The 19,517-nt window shown below is 29.3% G+C and carries 16 protein-coding genes; 7 read left to right on the top strand and 9 right to left on the bottom strand.

Annotation, left to right across the window (positions count from 1 at the left end):
- The first annotated feature begins 5 nt into the window (after nt 1-5).
- On the top strand, nt 6-1,643 hold the full coding sequence (locus tag CRV01_RS07970) for a cation:proton antiporter (protein ID WP_129007680.1): 1,638 nt from the start codon (nt 6-8) through the stop codon (nt 1,641-1,643).
- Between the two features lie 21 nt (nt 1,644-1,664).
- On the opposite strand, the gene CRV01_RS07965 is transcribed toward CRV01_RS07970, so the two are convergent.
- Complete coding sequence (locus CRV01_RS07965) at nt 1,665-3,371, bottom strand: lysophospholipid acyltransferase family protein (RefSeq protein ID WP_129007679.1); 1,707 nt, start codon at nt 3,369-3,371, stop codon at nt 1,665-1,667.
- Nucleotides 3,372-3,520: 149 nt separating this feature from the next.
- Between CRV01_RS07965 and CRV01_RS07960 the strand changes: the two genes are divergently transcribed.
- From CRV01_RS07960 to CRV01_RS07945, 4 genes are all read left to right on the top strand, one after another.
- On the top strand, nt 3,521-4,225 hold the full coding sequence (locus CRV01_RS07960) for a DUF445 domain-containing protein (protein WP_129007678.1): 705 nt from the start codon (nt 3,521-3,523) through the stop codon (nt 4,223-4,225).
- 116 nt (nt 4,226-4,341) lie between these two features.
- The gene (locus tag CRV01_RS07955) at nt 4,342-5,190 is read left to right on the top strand and encodes a universal stress protein (protein WP_129007677.1); all 849 of its coding nucleotides are present in this window, start codon (nt 4,342-4,344) and stop codon (nt 5,188-5,190) included.
- A gap of 19 nt (nt 5,191-5,209) precedes the next feature.
- Nucleotides 5,210-5,866 carry a response regulator transcription factor gene (locus CRV01_RS07950; protein ID WP_129007676.1) on the top strand — a complete coding sequence of 219 codons (657 nt, stop codon included), beginning with the start codon at nt 5,210-5,212 and terminating at the stop codon, nt 5,864-5,866.
- 1 nt (nt 5,867) lies between these two features.
- A complete protein-coding gene (locus CRV01_RS07945) occupies nt 5,868-7,241 on the top strand; it encodes a sensor histidine kinase (RefSeq protein WP_129007675.1) in 1,374 nt (457 codons plus the stop codon).
- A 2-nt stretch (nt 7,242-7,243) separates the two neighbouring features.
- On the opposite strand, the gene CRV01_RS07940 is transcribed toward CRV01_RS07945, so the two are convergent.
- The 7 genes from CRV01_RS07940 to tcuA form a co-directional block, all read right to left on the bottom strand.
- The gene (locus CRV01_RS07940; RefSeq protein WP_129007674.1) at nt 7,244-8,206 is read right to left on the bottom strand and encodes a tripartite tricarboxylate transporter substrate-binding protein; all 963 of its coding nucleotides are present in this window, start codon (nt 8,204-8,206) and stop codon (nt 7,244-7,246) included.
- Between the two features lie 8 nt (nt 8,207-8,214).
- Nucleotides 8,215-8,973: a sulfite exporter TauE/SafE family protein gene (locus CRV01_RS07935; RefSeq protein ID WP_129007673.1), complete on the bottom strand. Its 759-nt coding sequence runs from the start codon at nt 8,971-8,973 to the stop codon at nt 8,215-8,217.
- On the bottom strand, nt 8,966-10,036 hold the full coding sequence (locus tag CRV01_RS07930) for a 2-methylaconitate cis-trans isomerase PrpF family protein (RefSeq protein WP_129007672.1): 1,071 nt from the start codon (nt 10,034-10,036) through the stop codon (nt 8,966-8,968). The genes CRV01_RS07935 and CRV01_RS07930 overlap by 8 nt, the downstream gene beginning before the upstream one ends.
- Nucleotide 10,037: 1 nt before the next feature.
- Nucleotides 10,038-12,029, bottom strand: coding sequence for a tripartite tricarboxylate transporter permease (locus tag CRV01_RS07925; RefSeq protein WP_129007671.1), 1,992 nt, complete (start codon nt 12,027-12,029; stop codon nt 10,038-10,040).
- A gap of 170 nt (nt 12,030-12,199) precedes the next feature.
- Nucleotides 12,200-13,312, bottom strand: coding sequence for an alpha/beta hydrolase (locus CRV01_RS07920; RefSeq protein ID WP_258238360.1), 1,113 nt, complete (start codon nt 13,310-13,312; stop codon nt 12,200-12,202).
- 138 nt (nt 13,313-13,450) lie between these two features.
- Entirely contained in the window at nt 13,451-14,569 is a 1,119-nt protein-coding gene (gene tcuB / locus CRV01_RS07915; RefSeq protein ID WP_129007670.1) for a tricarballylate utilization 4Fe-4S protein TcuB, read from the bottom strand.
- A complete protein-coding gene (gene tcuA, locus CRV01_RS07910) occupies nt 14,562-15,932 on the bottom strand; it encodes an FAD-dependent tricarballylate dehydrogenase TcuA (RefSeq protein WP_129007669.1) in 1,371 nt (456 codons plus the stop codon). The genes tcuB and tcuA overlap by 8 nt, the downstream gene beginning before the upstream one ends.
- Before the next feature lie 108 nt (nt 15,933-16,040).
- Between tcuA and CRV01_RS07905 the strand changes: the two genes are divergently transcribed.
- Nucleotides 16,041-16,937 carry a LysR family transcriptional regulator gene (locus tag CRV01_RS07905; protein WP_129007668.1) on the top strand — a complete coding sequence of 299 codons (897 nt, stop codon included), beginning with the start codon at nt 16,041-16,043 and terminating at the stop codon, nt 16,935-16,937.
- Nucleotides 16,938-16,969: 32 nt separating this feature from the next.
- Here CRV01_RS07905 and CRV01_RS07900 read toward each other — a convergent pair whose 3' ends face one another.
- Nucleotides 16,970-18,079, bottom strand: coding sequence for a tripartite tricarboxylate transporter substrate binding protein (locus CRV01_RS07900; protein ID WP_258238359.1), 1,110 nt, complete (start codon nt 18,077-18,079; stop codon nt 16,970-16,972).
- Between the two features lie 217 nt (nt 18,080-18,296).
- Here CRV01_RS07900 and CRV01_RS07895 point away from each other — a divergent pair, with 217 nt between their 5' ends.
- Nucleotides 18,297-19,514, top strand: a complete 1,218-nt coding sequence (locus CRV01_RS07895) for an OprD family outer membrane porin (RefSeq protein WP_129007667.1) — start codon at nt 18,297-18,299, stop codon at nt 19,512-19,514.
- The last annotated feature ends 3 nt before the right edge of the window (nt 19,515-19,517 follow it).

Raw genomic sequence — 19,517 nt, 5'->3', positions numbered from 1 at the left:
AAAATATGTTAGGAATTATCGTTTGGACACTATTCATCGCAATAGTAGTAAATCTTGTTTTAAGAAAGTTCCATTTACCAACAATTATTGGTTATATTTTAACAGGTACAATTATTGCATACGTATTTGATTTACATGCAGCTGTAAATAATCATGATTTAAAAGAGATTGCAGAGTTTGGTGTTGTGTTCTTAATGTTTACAATTGGGTTGGAGTTTTCATTAGAACACTTAAAAAGAATGAGAAAAGAGGTATTCTTTACTGGTTCTTTACAAATTATAGTTACAACGATATTTGTAATAACTATTTGTATGCTTGTTTTCAATTTTGACTTTAAAACATCACTTATTATAGGTGCTGCTATGTCTTTATCATCAACTGCAATTGTTCTAAAAACATATAATGAAAATAATGAAATTAAAAAAAGACATGGGCAAAGAGTTCTTGGAATTTTAATTATGCAAGATATTGCAGTAATTCCTATTTTACTTATGATTTCACTATTTGCAAGTGATGACAGTAAAAGTGTTGCTTCTTTAATTTTTGAAACAACAGTTGCAGCTGGAATTTTACTTGCTTTACTTTATATTTCTGGTAAGTATTTATTAGAACCATTTTTTGAACATGTTTCAAAATCAAAATCTGATGAACTGTTTGTAGGTTCAGTTTTACTTGTAGCAATTGGAGCTTCTTATTTAGCTCACTATTTTGGCTTTACATACTCACTTGGAGCATTTGTTGCCGGGATGATGATTAGTGAAACAAAGTTTAAACATCAGGTTGAAGCTGACCTTACACCTTTTAGAAACTTATTATTAGGTGTATTCTTTATCACTGTTGGTATGCAAATCAATTTCCAACTAATTGCAGACAATATTGTAATTATCTTAGTTTTATTACCTGTTTTAGTTTCATTAAAATACCTAATTATCTATTTACTTGTAAGAATTGATGATACAAAAAGAATTGCATTTAAAACTGCTTTATCTTTAGTTCAAATTGGAGAGTTCTCGTTAGCAATTTTGGAACTAGCTAGAAGTAGAAGTTTAATTGACCCAACATATTCTCAGATACTTATAGTTACTATCGTTATTTCAATGATTTTAACTCCAATTGTCTTAAAAAACCTTTCATCAATTGCAACAAAACTTTTACCAGAGGATACATTAAAACTTCCAGAAACATACAATATAGATAAAGATACAAGAGGTCATATTGTAGTATTAGGTTTTGGACACTTAGGACAAGAAATTGCCCATAACCTAAGAGAAGATGGACATACTTATGTAATTATTGAGCATAATTTAAAATATTTTGAGATGGGTTATAGGGATAATGAACCTATTATCTTTGGAAATGCAGCCCATAAACATATCTTAGAGTCAGTAAATATCAAAGATGCTTGTGCTGTTATTGTAGCTATTGATAACCCAGAAAAATTACATCTTATTTGTGAAGTTATTAATGACTTAACACACAATACAAAAACTATTGTTAAAGTAACTAGATTTACTGAAAAACAAGAGTTAGAGTCTTTACACTTAGAACATATAATTGTAGAAGATGATGTGGTTGCCCGTGCACTTGTTGAAGAAACAAAAGAGTGTAGAATTGACTTTATCAAAGAGCAAAAAGAAGATTAATAAATAAAAGATATATAGAAATTAACCTATATATCTTTGTCTTGCACTATCTTTGATTTTTTTTACATCAACTAAAATAAAACCATCAACACAATCTGAAAAATCAGGGTCAACATTAAAGCCTAAGAACTTAACTCCACCTTCTTCACAAATATCTGAGTATTGTTTAAAAAGTGTAGGAATTGCGACTCCAATACCATTTAAACTAGATTTTAAAATTTTAAAGTCCTCTTTTCTTGTTTTGTATTCAAAAATTGATCTTAAATCTAAACTATGTGAAGAGTACTGATATGGTATTTTTGCTTCAACCATTTCTTCTTTGCTTGAATAGTAGTATGAATAATGAAACACAAGTAAATCTTTTGCTGCACTTGGGAAGTTTGCTGAAATAGATACTGGACCAAACATATACTTTATTTCTGGATGGTTCTTTAAATATGCACCTATTCCATACCAAAGATAATCTAAAGCTCTTGTTCCCCAATATTTAGGCTGTACGAAACTTCTTCCAAGCTCAATTGAGTCATTTAAATATGGAATAAATCTATTATTATATTTAAATAAAGTATTAGAATAAAAACCTTTTACTCCTAGGTTTTCATTAATAAATTTACCATTTCCGATTCTATAAGAACCAACTATTTCTAAATCATTTTCATCCCAAAGAATGATGTGCTGGTAGTAAATATCATATTTATCTGTATCTCTTTTTTTATTTATACCTTCCCCAACTTTTCTAAAAGATAATTCCCTTAATCTTCCTAACTCTTTTAAAACTACAGAATCATCTTCATAATCATAAAGATAGATTTTTTTTCCATCTTTTGTTTCACCAATGAGCTTTGATTTTTTTAACTCTTTTATAATGTCCTCTTTTTTTTGAGGGTGAGCGATAGCTTTTTGTGTTTCAAAGAAAGACTTTTTGCCTTTTTTTAGGGCATAAAGATGCTTTTTATAAAGATTTACAAGATACTTCTTATCTAAACCTTTTGGTTTGATATTCTCATTTGGAATAATCTGTCCTATCTTTATATTTATATTTGTTGATTTCTTTTTAAACATTTCATGTGAAAGTAGAAGTGTTGAGAATGTTTTATTTAAAACTGACATAGTATAAAAAGTTTTTGAGTTTTTGCCACCAATAAATATAGGTAAAATTGGAGCATTTGTATTTATTGCAAAGTTTAAAAAACCTTTATTCCAAGAGGGGTCTTTTACTCCTTTAGCACTAGCACGACTAACTTCACCTGCTGGGAAAATAATTACAGCTTCATCATTGTTTAAAGCACTATAAACTGCTTGAATATCTTTTTTAGATTGCCTCATTTTATAGTTATCTATTGGAATGAAAAGTGATTTTAAAGCATCAATTCCAACTAAAAAATCATTTGCTACAATCTTTACATCAGTTCTAATTGTTCCAACAAGTTTTAATAAAGATAAAGCATCAAGCCCACCTAATGGATGGTTTGCAATAATTACTACTTTTCCAGTACTTGGAATGTTTTGTAAATCATTACTTGAAACTGTATAGTCAAAGTTAAAATAGTCTAATACAGCATCAACAAACTCAAAACCTTTTAGGTGTGAGTGTTTTTCTAAAAATTCATTTATTGAGTTTTCATGTACAACTTTTTTAGCAATGTTAATTAAAGATTTTTTCAAGAAATTTGGGTTTTTATTTATACTTGGAAATTTCTTTGCTATCTCTTTTTGAACATCTATCATTTTTACTCCTTAGTTTAGGAATTTTAAAATAAATGCATTACAAATGAGTTACATAAGTTTATTTATGTGGTTACTTTTTTTAAGAGTAATAGGGTAATAAATAAATTACATAAATTATGATAAAATCCAAAATAAATAAAGGAGAGTTTATGAGTAGAACAGATATTACAAATTTAGTGACTTTACTTATTATGGCATTTGGATATTCAAATGATAATCATACTATTTTTATGGTTGGGCTATTTGCTTTAAGTGGAGCTATTACAAATACATTAGCTATTCATATGCTTTTTGAGAGGGTACCATTTTTATATGGAAGTGGTGTTATAGAAAAAAAATTTGAAGCTTTTAAAAGTGCAATTCATAATTTACTTATGAATGAATTTTTTACAAAAGATAACTTAACAAACTTTTTTAAAGATGAGGTTTCAAGTGCAAAAAGTACAATAGACTTTGAAAAGCTACTAAATAAAACAGATTTTACACCTGCTTATGATTCTTTAAAAGAATCAGTTGTTGAGTCACCATTTGGTGGGATGCTTGGAATGTTTGGTGGAGAAGCAGCATTAGAACCACTAAAAGAGCCTTTTGTAGAAAAACTTAAAGCTTCTATTATAAAAATTTCTCAAACTGAATCTTTTCAAGCTGTATTAAATGAAGCTTTAACTTCAGAAGATTTAAGTGAAGATGTATATGAAAAGTTAAGCAAAATTGTTAATGCAAGACTAGATGAGTTAACTCCTAAAATGGTAAAAGAGTTAGTTCAAAATATGATAAAAGAGCACTTGGGATGGCTTGTAATTTGGGGTGCAGTATTTGGTGGACTAATAGGATTGGTTTCAACTTTTTTATAAAAAACTAATTAAATATATTTTTTGAAATATTTAAATATTTATCATTTTTAGCTTCTGCAAGTTTCATGACAGACTTATCTTTTATAATTTCATAATATCTTTAAAAAGGATTACTTATGAAATATAAAAAACTATTTTTCCCTATTGGTGGTGGAGACGAATTAGAAGAGAGACTTTATGGAGCTTTCTTGATTGCGAAGCATTTTAATGTCAGTCTTGAAGTCTTAAAATGTGGAATAAAAACAAATATGAGTCTATACAAAGCATTATCAATACCTAAAGATATTATGAAAAAGATTGATGAAGTAGTTGATACAAAACTAGATGATGAAAATCATCAAATGCAAGAACTATTTGAGAAAATAGCAGGTGAAGTTGGTATAAAAGTTTCACAAAAAACTCTTGAAAATGAAGCAAATACTTTTTTAAATATAAAAGAAGGTCTGCGAAGCTCCCTAGTTGAACAAGAGTCAAAATTTTGTGATTTGGTTATAGCAGCAGCCCCTCCTTCTGGTGTTACAACAGCAACTTTTGAAACTACAGTATTGAAAAGTGGTAAATCAGTACTTATGTTCCCTAGAGTAATGAGAAATTTTAAAGTGGACTCAATCATTATTGGATGGAACAATTCTCCTGAAGCATCACGTGCAGTTACTTCATCAATAGAAATTTTGAAACAAGCTCAAAGAGTGCATATAGTCTCTTCAGAAGAGTATACAGATGAGTTAGAAAAAATGGATAAATTAAGAGAATATCTTTCATACCATGGAATTGATACAAGTTATGAGATTGTTAAAACAACAAAAATCCCAGGACAAGCCCTTTTAAATGCAGCACTTGATGGGAATTTTGATTTAATTGTTGCTGGTTCTTATGGACATAGAGGCTTAAAAGAGCTTATGTTTGGTGGAGCAACAAGATATTTATTAGAAAAATCAACGCTTCCTATTTTTATGTCTCATTAATTTATGGTAAAATTTATTTATGAAATTATTAATCCTTGAAGATAATGAGACCTTAGCAGATGGTATTTATAAAAAGCTAAAAGAAATAGGATATATTGCAGATGTTTTTTATGAAGGGGATGAAGGTCTTTATGCTTTAGAAACATCTACTTATGACTTACTTATTTTAGATTTAGGTCTTCCAGAAATTGATGGGATTGATATTATAAAAAAACTACGTAGTTCTCAGAAAAATCTTCCTATTTTAGTTATATCTGCAAGAGATAGATTAGATCAAAGGATTTTAGGTTTAGAAACTGGTGCTGATGATTATATATGTAAACCTTTTGAATTAGATGAAGTAGTAGCAAGGGTACAAGCTCTTCTTAGACGAAGTAATAATCAAACTTCAAATATTATAAAATATAATGACTTAGAATTTAACTCTAAAACTTTAGCTTTAACAAGAGATGAAAAAAAGATTGAATTAAGTAAAAGAGAATTAACTATATTTAAATTTTTTCTGCGAAACCTAAATGCAATAGTAAGTAAAGAGAACATAGTAGAACATATAACTTCTATAGATGATGAATTTAACCCAACTGCCGTTGAAACTTATGTCTCAAGACTCAGAAAAAAACTGGGGCATTCCATAAACTTAAAAACAGTTAGAGGTTTAGGTTACATGATGAGTTAATATGGAAAGAAATACTAAATCTATTAAATCAAGTCTAATAGCTTGGCTAACTTTCCCTCTTATTATTTTTACCATGATTCTTTTTGTTTATATATATTTTGTTTTAGAAAAAAATGTTACAAATTTTTTTGATAATAGATTAAAAGCTAGTGCTAAAAGTATCGAATATAGTATAGGAATAAAAAACTCAAAACTTTTTGTTGATATTCCTAGTTTTTCAATTGAGTTACTCTCTTCAAATGATCAAGGGTTAATTTATTATTCTGTGGTTGATGAAGATAATAGACTCCTTGTGGGATATGAGTCTTTATTAAATAAAAGAAGATTAGTGGATGATGATGTTGTATTTTATAATACAGAATACAATGATTCAAACTTAAGAGTAGTGTCTTATAAAACTTCTCTTTACAGTGCAGGTAAAACTTATAGTGCTTATATTACTTTAGGAGAAACAAAAGAAGAAAGAGATGAAAATATAAATTATGTGTTAAGTTTACTTCTAATTATAATGGTGATTGTAATTGTTTCCACTGTAATAATAACTCTTATTGCAGTATCTGAAGGATTAAAACCTTTAAATAGACTAAAAAGAATAATAAAAAAAAGAGATGAAAGGGATTTAGACCCTCTTATTTTCAATGCACCTAAGGAGATTGAAGATATTGTAAAAAGCATCAATATTTTATTAGAAAGAAGTAGAGAAACTATTGATTATATTGAGCAATTTAATTCTGATGTATCTCATCAATTAAGAACTCCTCTTGCAGAGATGAAAGTTAAATTAGAGTTTTTATATGATAAAAATGATAAAAATTATATTGCTTTGAACTCACTTTTAAATAATATGTCACATATAACTGAACAACTTCTTTTATATGCAAAAACAAATCCAAATACTATAAATCTAAAAAGATTTAAAAAACAAAATCTAAATAATATTTGCAAAGAGTATAGTTTAAAAACAGCTCCAAGAGTATATAAAAAAGGTTTTGAGTTTGCCTATGAAAATATTGATGAAGAGATTTTTATTCAATGTGACCAAATTCTTCTTGAGAGTATGCTAGATAACATAATAAACAATGCAATACATTATGCTGTGGATGAAAACGGTAATCCTACGGGAACAATAACAATATCTTTAGAAAGACATAATAATACTATTTGGTTAAATGTAAAAGATGAAGGTAAAGGAGTGGATAAAAAGCTTTTAAAAACTATTTTTGATAGATACTATAGAGTTGACTCTAAAAAAAGTGGTTCAGGCTTAGGTCTTAGTATTGTAAAACAAATAGCTACACTTCATAATGCAAAAGTTGAAGCAATAAATGAAAATGGATTAAAAATATCTTTAATTTTTGATATACCTAAACATTAAAACTAATCTTTTATTAGATAGTTGTATTTTTCAAAATCTTCTAAAGAGTTTTTTAAAATTTCTGTTGAAGTTTGTGAGCCTATCCAAGTATAGCCAATATTTTTTCTTTTTAAATATCTATGTACAGATTTTTTTGCAAGAGTCTTTTGAATTGCTTTTTTTAGAATTTTAAACCTATTAGGATATTTTTGTTTAAACTCTTTTGGTACAGCCATTCCTCTTATAGAACCACTAATTAGAGGCATAACTATACCACTTCTTTTTATTGCTTCATTTAAAGTTGGAGCATCCCATCTTTTTGATCTGTGTGGTGACATTATAGTTAGAGGTTTAATCCTTTCTCTATATTTTTCATTACCTTGTGCAGCAATAATAAGAAGATCTACCTTTGAATCAAATAGAGCTTTTCTAGCTTTCTCTCCTCCTTTATACAATTTAAGGTTTATCTTTTCAAAATTTATATTAAACTTTTCAAGTAAAAGTTTAATGATTAAATGACCACTTGATTTATTTATAACTCCTATATTGAGTTTTTCTGGTGAATTCTTAATATGTTCAATAACTTGCATAATTGAATTAAAAGAAGAAGATTTATCTACAATAATTGATTCAAAATCAAACCATTGAAGGTTTATAATTTCAAATTGATCTAAATAAAATTTTGCATTTTTACTTATAATTTCATTTAAGAAATGAGGAGAGAAAGCAGAAGAAAAAACTGTGTAACCGTTAGGTTTTTGATTTAAAACATATTTAGCAGCATCTAATGAAGAATTACCTTTTATATTTATAACATTAATAGTTACTCCCAATTCTTCTTCTAAAAGAACAGCCATATTTCTAGTCATTCTATCAGAACTACCACCTTCTCCAAGACCAACTACAAATTCAATTGGTTTATTTGGGTATTCAAGTGAAAAAAGTAAACTCTTGAAAAAAATAAAAAATAAAAAGATACATCTCATACTAAACCTTACATTAAAACAATTCCATCATATATTAGTTTACTTCCTAATATAAGTATAACAGTTTTCAAAATAATTTTGAATAATCTATTATTACTTTTATCCAAAAGATTTTTTCCAAGATAAGTTCCTAAAAAAGAGAAAACAATTAATAAAAAAATAGTAAAAAGCCAAGGAATATAATCAAAACCAAAATTATAAAAAACAATTGTTTTTCCTAGATTTTGAAAAGATATACACCAAGCCAAAGTTCCAATTATTAGATATCTATCTTTTAAATAAGCTGACAAGAATATTATAACTAAAGGACCCATTGCTCCTATAAACATAGTTAAAAATCCAGTTACAGCTCCAAATACAATAATATAAAAGTTTGAAATTTTTTTTATTTCAAAGTTTGGGATAAGGTTTAAAGTAATAATTCCTATACCTAAAAATAGTTTTAACATATACTCAGGTAAAGTAACTAAAAAATATGAAGCAAAAATATACCCTATTAAACTTCCAATCATAAAATATACAAAAATATATTTAATAAAAGTCTTTCTAAAAAGAAAAGCTCTTAATAAACCAGCCCCAGATTGAGATAAAGCATGAATAGGAAGTAAAGTTAAAGGAGGAAGAGCCATACTCATCCCTCCTATAACTACCAAACCACCTCCAGCACCAACTGAAGTTGTAATAGCTGCACCTATAAAACAGCTAATTAATAAAATGATAAAATCATTAAGTTCTAAAGGTAGTTCTAAAAAAGCTAAATCAAACAAAGACTTCCCCTGCCATAAGTAAGCGTGCTGTTCTTGTTGTTTTCCCTTCTACATCTTTGATATTTGTTGTAGGAAAGTTTACTCCAACATCTATTGTTCCTGATGGTGTTTCTATTTTGATAAGATGTTCACCTACTTTTAATTCTTTAGGATTTAGTTCATATAAAATAGTTCCTTTTATAAAAGAACCAGTTGCTACACAAAATCCTGCACTAACTGCAAGAGCTGGGTGAGCAGTTGCTGGAGTGAAATATCGAATATTTATATCTGCTTCATTTTTTGGTTTTGATATAATTGCAAATTTTGGAATGACATTTCCTTTTGCACTTCCTAATCCCATTTTTTTTGAAGCCTCTTCTCTAATTGATTCTATTCTTTCAAAAAGTTCTACTTTTGAATCAAGTTCATTTGGACTTTCATACCCTGTTAAACCCATATCTTCAGCTTTTACAAAAATAACTGGCATTGATATATCTAAACAAGTTGCTTTAACACCATCAAAAATATCATATTTATTTCCAGTAGGAAGATAATGCCCTGTTTTACCACCAGTTATATTTTTAAAAAACATTTCTATAGGAGAAGCTTTTCCTGGAACTCCTGGAATTTCAAAATCTCCGTGGTATTGAACTGTTCTATTTGGTGTTTGGATTACTTGAGTGATAGTAGCACCTGTATTTACATCATATACATTGACTGTTGTTTGACTATCTTCAACACCTACTAATCCTCTTTCAATTCCAAATGCTCCAACAGCTGTGAGAATATTTCCACAAGTTGGTTTATCATCAGCTACTGCTTCTTCAATACTTGGTTGAATGAATTTATAATCTAAATCTATTCCTTCTCTTTTTGATACAGAAATTATTGCAACTTTGGTTGTTACAGAAGTTGCTCCACCTATTCCATCAATTTGCCTAATATCAGGGCTTCCCATAATCTTTAAAATTAATGCATGTCTTTCTTCTTTATCTTTAGGTAAGTCATTATCTAAAAAATATGCACCTTTAGATGTTCCTGATCTGTATAAAATACAACTAATTCTTTTTAAATCATTCATCATTTTATGCTCCTATTAATGTATCATAAATTAAACCTGTTGGAAGATGAAGTGTCATAATGTGGCTTATGAATAGTAGAAAACCTATTGCAATAGCAGTAATAACAAATATCTTCAACCAAGAACTTTTCATTTTTGTTCTGATTATTATCACAAAAAGAATTGCTAATGAAGGAATAAAACCTAAAATCCAAGTTCCTACTAAGAAAATAGGAAGAATTAAAAAGTTTTTCCAAATATTAGTCCATGTAGATGAAAGTTGTCCATTTTCAGTAATAGCAACAGATAAAATATCTTTTTGTCTCTTTTTAGATGTAATTTGAATTGATAAAATTATTCCAAAAAATAAAAGTAATGAACTTATAACCATAGGGAAAATTCCACCTAAAAATCGAAGGTCAAAAGAATCAATCAATGCAAATAAACCAAATGCCATAAGAAGCCAAATAAAAAGCAATTCTCCTGTAATAAATGAATAGTAATGATGTGTACTTTCTTCTTCCTTTTGTATATTTAATTCTTTCTCTTTTTTTGAGTCTTTGTTTTTAAAATAAACACTAATTAAAACAGAAGAAACTAAGAATATTAATAAAATAATCACACCTGGTCTTTCCATCATTTCCCAAGAGTAAAATTGAACTGCTTGATAGTAATATGTTTCAATCGTTCCTGCTAATACAAAACCAATAAGTAGTGCAGGTCTTGGCCAATCAAAATATTTGAATAGTGTTCCTAATGCACCAATTGCTATTAAAAGCATTAAATCTTCTAAAGATCTTGTTGCTTGAAGTGCTGCAAAGAAAATAATCATTAACATAAATGGAGCAACATATCCATAAGGAATAGTTGTTATTTTTGAAATTTTATTTGATAACAACATACAAGTTCCAGTACCAACAACATTTGCAAGTGCTAAAGACCAAATAATAATATATGAAACCTCTAAATTTTCATTAATCATTCCAGGTCCTGGTTCAATTCCAAGAATTACAAGACCACCTAAGAATACAGCCATAGAACCACTTCCAGGGATACCAAATAAAAGTGTTGGAACTAAACCACCACCTTCTTTTGCATTATTTGCAGATTCTGGAGCAATAACTCCTCTTACATCACCTTTACCAAACTGTGACTTATCTTTTGAAGTTTGTACAACATGCCCATAAGCAATCCAGTCAACAACACTTCCTCCAAGACCAGGAATAGCACCAATCATGGCACCAATTGGAGCACAACGTGCTACTATCCATCTTGAAACCCACATATCTTTAATACCTTGAATAAAACTTCCTCCAAGTTTTTCAGCTTTTGAAATCTTTTTATTCTCAACTAATAAAGAGATGATTTCAGGAACTGCATAAATCCCAAGTCCTAAGATTACAAGTTTAATTCCATCGTATAAATAGTAACTATCTAGTGTCATTCTAAATTCACCAGTAGCTGGTGCTGAACCAATAGAACCTAAAAGAAGCCCTACTGCAGCAGCAATAAAACCTTTATATAAAGACTTACCACTTAAAACTCCAACCATGCTAAGTCCAAAAATACCTAAAATAAATAGTTCAGCAGAACCAAGTTTTAAAATTAAATCTCTTGCAAAAATTATGAATGCTGATAAAATTAAAGCACCTAAAAGACCTCCTATTAATGAAGCAGAAAATGCAGCTCCAAGTGCCCTTGCTGCCTCACCTCTTTTTGACATTGGGTATCCATCAAGAACTGTTGCTTGAGAGGCAGAAGAACCTGGAATTCCCATAAGAACTGAAGTAAAAGTATCTGAAGTTGGAATAACCGCAACCATACCAATTAACATTGCTAGTGCTGAAGTTTGATCCATACCATAAAGAAAAGGTAACATTATAGAAAAACCTACAATACCTCCTAATCCTGGTAAAATACCAACTAAAATTCCTAAAAACACTCCACCAAGTAGATAGATCATATGCTGAACTTGCATTAGTTCAGTAAATGCACTCATAAGTGTTTCAAAAGCCATCTTAAATCCTTTCTCGAAGTACTATTACTTCTCATTTTATGAAAGAAGATTAACATTCTACGCTGGCATGAAACTTGCATTTTTTGTAAAAAGTAATATTAAAATTTGTGGAAATAAAAAAAGCTACCTTTTAGAATAAGGTAACTTTTTAATTGAAGAGTGTAGTGAAATTATTTGATACTTTTTTTCATCCAATTGTCAATAAACTTAGCAATTTCAATATTGTTTTTTTCAAGCATAAGCATATGTCCATTACCTTTTATATTTACATCTTCAAGTCTTACTAAATCATTTTTCACTCCTGCTTGAGTAAGCCAATTTGAAGTACAATGATCATATGGTGCATGGTATGATGATTCACTAATTAAAAACAATATGTTTTTATCTTTAAGATTTACAAGTTGTTTTGCTGGTTCTTTTTGTTTCCAACATTTAACTAAATTTTTTCCTTGTGCTTTTGTTTCTTGTACTACTTCTAGATGTTTTGGATTAGAAATAGTAGGTTCATATGTCATAGGTACTACTGTAACTCCCCATGTCATACTATCTTTTCCTTTTTTATTCTTAATTGGTGGTCCACTTGGTTCTATAGTTACTATACCTTTTACAAGATCTGGTCTTGCATCAGTTATAAGCCATCCAAAAGGTCCTGATTGAGAGTGGGTAATTAAAATAGCTGGTCCTATTTTATCTAGTAATGCAGCTCCTGCATTTTTAACTAGATTGCTACTTTCAACATGTGATTTTAGTGATTCAACTTGACTTGCATAAAATTGATCAAATATTTCGTCACCTTGTCTTCCTGTCCCTGGCCATTGTGTATGTTTATAAGCTTGTGGCCATTGATTTTTAAATTGTTCAGCTGCTGTAAACTTCTTTTCTAAAATTTCTGCATTAAACATTCTAAACTCTTTGTCTATATTAGGATGCCAAGCTGATCTTCCTCTTGAAGGTTGGTCAACCATATATACAATATAACCATTTTTCACAAAATAATTTGCCCATCCTGGTCTGCCATCTGGAGTTGTAATCCAATTTACAGCTGTTTGGGCAGCTCCATGTATTAAAACGAGTGGATATTTATGTTTTATTTCTTTAGGTGTCCATTTTTCAACATACATTTGACCCGTCATTAATGTTTTACTATTATCTTGTTTCACATACTTTCCACCAACATAAAAGACTTCACTTTTATATTCTAAATATGAACTTTGTTTTTCTTTTCCAAGTAATTGAATATTAAAAAAAACTAATAAAAAAGTTAAAAATATCATCTTTATCATCTTAATTTCCTCCTAAGAATTTTATTAAAGATTAGCATTGTATTCTGGCATGAAACTTGCAAGTAGAAGGCTTTTTATAATAAAAAAGCTAGGCTTTAAAATCTAAAACCTAGCTTCAAAGTGTAGTTATTTTTGTATTTAAGAATTATTCTTTACATATTTTGCATATTTAAGTAAGGCACCTAATCTATATAATAAGTGTACAAATTTACAATATGGCATCATTAAAAAGAATGCTAAAACAAAACCTAAGTGGATACATAATAATGAAGGCATCCATACTCCATCTCTAAATATCAATAATAGTAAACCAGTAATATTAACTAAAGCTAACATTGCAATAAAAGAGTAATCCATTCCAAGAAGTTTTTGTGATATTGGTACTGGATCAGCTTTAATTTTAATGTATGTTAAACCAATACATCCTATTACCATTAATATACCACCTAAAGTTCCTGTTATAACTACTAATGAATCAAAATCATAAGGAGCATGAAGCCCTAAAAAGTGATGATAAATAGCAGCAAGTGTTGTAGAAATCAATGTTAAGATAAATCCATACATAACTCCATGATGAAACCATTTTCTTGAGTGTCCAAATCTATCATCAATATGATTACACCCATGACCATTATCTCCACCATCAAGATGTTTTAAAGTTGCTGCTGCACCCATTGCATATTTCCAAAGTGATAAATCGGCTAATTCAGACATCTTATCACCATTTTCAGTCCAAAATCTTCTAAATCCTACAATAAAGGCAATTACAACATGCAAACAAATAAGTCCTGAAACTAAAGTCATAATTTCATATGGAATTACTTTAAAAAAAGATCCTTTCCCATCATAAGCTGTAAACAGTGAATCTGCACTGTTAAAATATGCTCCTGCAATAAACAATAGCCCTATACAAACTGCAATTAATATACTTACAACTGTTCCATTTTTTGCAAATAATTTACCTAAAATATTTGGAAATGCATATTGAATATATGAATCAACTCTAAGTTCTGAAAATGTTTTTGGTATATTTAAATCAAATTCATGTGGTGGTGCATATTGACACCCATGAAAACAACCTTTACAGTTATGACATAAATTTGATAAATAATTTAATGTTGGTTTGTCAAAAGTTCTAAACTGTGTTATTTGAGGAAATACAGGACATAAAGTTTCACAATACCTACAGGCATTACATATTTCCATAGCTCTACTTGCATCTTTTAATCTTAATATACTATCTTCATTACTAAACATTTGCTGCTCCTTTACCTGCAATTCTTCCAAAAACTCCCCCAATAGTCATTCCTATTCCTGCTAAATAACCTTGGCTTAAAATATTTCCTGCAACCATTTCTCCTGTTGCAAATAGGTTAGTCATTGGTTTTCCATCTTCCATATACACTCTTGCATCTTTATCAATTTTTACACCAAGATAAGTAAAAGTAACTCCAGGTCTTAATGTATAACCATAATAAGGAGGAGTATCAATTCTTCTAGCCCAGTGAGTTTTATTTACTTCTAAACCTTCTGTTTTACAATTATCAAGCTTTGTTAAATCAAAGTCTCCCTCAACAACGGCAGCATTAAATTCATCTATTGTTTTGATAACTTCTTCCACAGGAAGAGAAAGTTTTTGTGCTAATTCTTCAATAGAGTTTGCTTTTGTAGGTTCAAAAACTGAAGGCATAAAAAGGTCAAAACTTTTACTATCAATAATTACATGTCCAACTTGGTTTGGTTGAGAAGCTACTAATCTTCCCCAAATAGCATATCTTTTTGGCCAAAAATCTTCACCTTCATCATAAAATCTATTGCCCTCGTCATTTAAAACAATTCCAAAAGGAACACAATCAAGTCTTGTTACAATTCCTCCATCATATAAAGGGGCTCTTCCATCAACTGCAACAGCATGACCTTGTTCCTCTTTTCCAACTTTTTGCACCCCTTGACTAAGTAAAGATTTTAAAACTTTTCCTTGATTAAATTTTGTACCTCTAATTAAATAGTTCTTTGATTGTTCTCCCCAAGCTTCTCTTAACCAATCTCTATTTGATTCAAAACCTCCACTAGCTGCAACATAAGCATCTGCTGTAAGTTTTAATTTTCCTGAAGGAGAAACAACATCTAAAGACTCTACACTATTATCTTTCAAATTCACATTTAAAACTTCATGTTCATATAAAACTTTTATACCTAAGTCTTCTGCTATTTGATATTCCCTATTTATTAAGGTTTTCCCTCCACCTAGGAAAAAAGCATTAGTTCTTGATAAGCTTAATGTCCCTTTTAAACTAGGTTGAAAATTTATTCCATTTTTTTCCATCCAATAATATAAATCAATTGAACTTTTTATTGCCAAAGTAGCTAATTCTTCATTGGTTTCACCCTTTGTAACTTTTAATAAATCTTCATAATATTCTTCAAAAGGATAACTTTCTACTAAAGTAGTAGTTGGTTTAGGATGATAAACCCTCATATTTCTTGTGTGTTGTGAGTTTCCACCTCTCCAAAGTTTTGGTGAAGATTCAAGTAGTGTTACTTCCGCACCCTCTTGGGCTGCTGTAATAGCTGCACATAAAGCTGCATTTCCACCACCTATTACTATGATTTTTTTCATAGAGTCTCCTTAAAATTTTTTATTTTAGAATTTTAGCTTAAAGCTATATATAAGTCAAATTCATATATATTATAGATTAATAATAATTTTGCATAAATAAGGTTTGATATGAAGATAACAATTGATGATTTAGAAGCTTTTATAGCAGTTGCAGATTTTGAAAGTTTTAATAGAGCAGCAAATGAATTAGGTATAACACAACCTGCTTTATCAAGAAGAATAAAGAAGCTTGAAGAAACCTTAGGTGCTAGGCTATTAGATAGAACCACAAGAAAAATAAGTGTAAGTATTGTTGGGGAAGAGTTTATTTTAGAAGCTAGACGAATGTTAGACGAATTTAATAAATCAATAGATGACGTTCAGGAATTAATTAAAACAAGAACAGGATCTATTTCCCTTACAACAAATATGACTATAGCAAATTCAATTTTACCAGATATAGTGTATAACTTTAAGAAAAAAAATCCAAATATTCGTTTGAGAATTAGTCAAGATTCCAGTCCTGAAGCAGTAATAAAAGTCTTAAGAAGGGAGTGTGAATTTGCAATTGCACAATATAATAAAGATGATCCTGAATTAGAATTTGAACCTTTAATAAATGATTGTTTTGAGATGGTTTGCCATAAAAAACACCCTTTAGCAAAAGCAGAAAATATATCTTGGAAAGATTTTGAATCTTATAATTTTATCAAACTTGGTTCAAAAAGTAGAACAATGAGTATTTTAGAAAATGAACTTTTAGAACAAATTGGCTATATAAAAGGAGATATTGAAGTTGATCATTTTAGTGCACTTATTGGTTTAGTTGAAAAAAACTTGGGAGTATCTGCAATACCATCTTTAGCAAAATTCAAAAGACCAGAAAGTGATTTAATAACTCGTCCAATAAATAATCCGACAGTGAGTAGAATGTTAGGTATAGTTACATACAAAGGAAGATCTCTTTCTCCTGCTAGCAAAGCTTTTTGTGAATTGTTAAAAGCAAAAATAAAAAAATTTGCTTAATAGGACAAAGTCTTTTGACCTTGTCTTATTAATTAAAATCTAACATTATACTTTTTAGTTAACCACTGTTTAACCCATTCTTTATCATCTTTACTAACTTTTGTTCCTAATTGTTTTAAGTTGTCTGCTTTTTTACCTACAACTTGTTCATATAAACCAAGATTTTGTGTTTTTAATTTCTTAAAATCATCATTTTCAAGAATTTTCTTCGCAGCATTTTCATAAGTTTCTATAACATCAGATGATACTCCTTTTGGAAGGAAAATCATTTTTTGAGAAGAGAATCCAGCAGTAAAGAAAGTTTTCCAAGCTTTAAAAGCTTTACCGTCTGGCTTTTTCCCATAAAGGGTTTCATAAACTTCACCAAAATGTGGTAAATTAGGGAAAGTTGGATCTCTTTGTAAATTACCATTATCATCTAATGTTCCCCATGCAAATAAAGGAACAGCTCTACCTTCTTTTTGTGCTGGCAATACATTTTTTATATATGAAGTACTTGTTTGATAGTCAATATTTGTTTCACCTCTTAAAAACGCTAATCTTCCTGACTTTCTACCTTTCATACCAAATATTGGTTGAACATCCAAACCTAAAATATCAAATGCTAAAAGTGGTATTAAATCAAGAGAAGTTGCACCTTGTGAACCAAACTTTAATTCTTGAGATTTAAGCTTATTCAAATCATTAATACTATTAACTCCTAATTTAGATGATACATAAACAACACCACCAGTTGGTGAAGCTAAAACAACTTCCCATTTATCATAATCATATCTAACTCTTTTATCATCTAAAAGATAAGGAAATTGAGTAGAACCTGAAGTTCCTAAAATAGTTAAACCATCTTTAGAAGCTCTTTTAGCAAAAAAGTTTGCTCCTTTAGTTGAACCACCACCTGGCATATTTTTGATAACTACAGTTGGTTTTCCTGGTAATGCTTCAGATAATAAGGGTGCATAAAATCTTCCCCATTTATCTGTTCCCCCTCCAGCTTTAAAGGGCATAATCCACTCAATAGTTTTTCCTTTAAAACTAACCTCTTTTGCAGTTACAACATTTACAAGCATCCCTAGTGCTAAAGTTGAAGTTAAAATTGTCTTTGTCATTTTACCTGTAAACAGGATTCCTTTTTTAGTCATCATGTTAAATCCTTTTTTTGATTTTATGCTGGAAGATTAACATTGGATTCTGGCATGAACCTTGCAGAATTGCAAGTTTTATTATGATATTTAAAATGCTACTTTATTGCTATGTTTAGGGGCTTTTTTGCAAGATTATTGACAGAATCCAATGTTAATATCACAAATCAATTTTATGTAGTTAGCACTATATAGAATATTTACACAAAAAGGAATAAAAATGGGAAAAGTACAAAAAAGAAGCCTTATTGCTGCATTTTTAATAGTATCAACAGGTTCACAAGTTTTAGCATCTGATTCAATAGTAGAAGCTTTTGCAAATGGAAAAACTAAAGGTCAATTAAAGTCATACTATTTTGATGAATCTTATGATTCTGCAAAATCATCAGACAATCATGTTTGGGCAAATGGAATTCAATTAGGATATGAAACTGACAGATATTTAGGTTTTAAATTAGGAGCGACATTCCAAGGAGCATCTACTACATCTATTGATGATAATAAAGATAAACAGAAAAAAACTATGCATGCTTCAGGATCAGTTTTATCAGAAGCTTTTGTAAGTTATAAATATAGTAATACAGAATTCAAAGGTGGTAGACAATTTATCTCTTTACCTTTAATAAAGGGTTCTGGTTCTAGACTTGTAAAAGAGTCATTTGAAGGGTACTTCTTATCTAACACAGATATTCCTGACACGCTTGTTTCTTTAGGAAAAATCACTAAATATCAAACAAGAACAGATGCTGTTACATCAACAACTAACGCTGCATCATTTACAAATTCAGATTCAAATATTGGTGATGTAGGTGAGTTTAATAAAATTGGAACTGATGGGGCAATTTCTTTATATGTGAAGAATAAATCAATTGAAAATTTAACTATACAAACTCATTATGTTGATTTTATAGATGAGGTAGTTGACCTTTATGTAGATGCTAAATATGATTTTGGAGGTGATTTTAAACCATATATTGCAGCTCAATACTATAACTCAAATTATGATGATAATGCAATTGAAGATAGCCATATGACAGGATATAAAGTAGGTGCAACATTTGGTGGATATAATTTACACCTTTCATATACTTCAACTGATAATGATGGAAATGTAACTAGAGGTATAGGTGAGGGTGCAACTGCATCATTTACATCTGCAACATCAACTACAGGAAACTATACAGCAGGAACTGATACATGGCAAGTGGGAGTTTCTAAAAAATTTGGTAATTTATTAGCAAAAGCAAAATATACAAGTAGTGATGCAGTAGCAGAAAAGAACGACTTAGACCAAATATATTTAGGATTAAAATATAAATTCTCTGGTGAACTTAAAAACCTTTCTTTATCAACAGAATACACTATCTATGATTATGGACAGGGTAATGAAGCAAAAGAAAAAGATGAATTAAGAGCAAAATTAATTTATAAATTCTAATAC

The organism is Arcobacter sp. CECT 8983 (assembly GCF_004118855.1).
GTDB lineage: Bacteria > Campylobacterota > Campylobacteria > Campylobacterales > Arcobacteraceae > Halarcobacter.
This window is presented reverse-complemented; position numbering and strand designations above follow the sequence as displayed.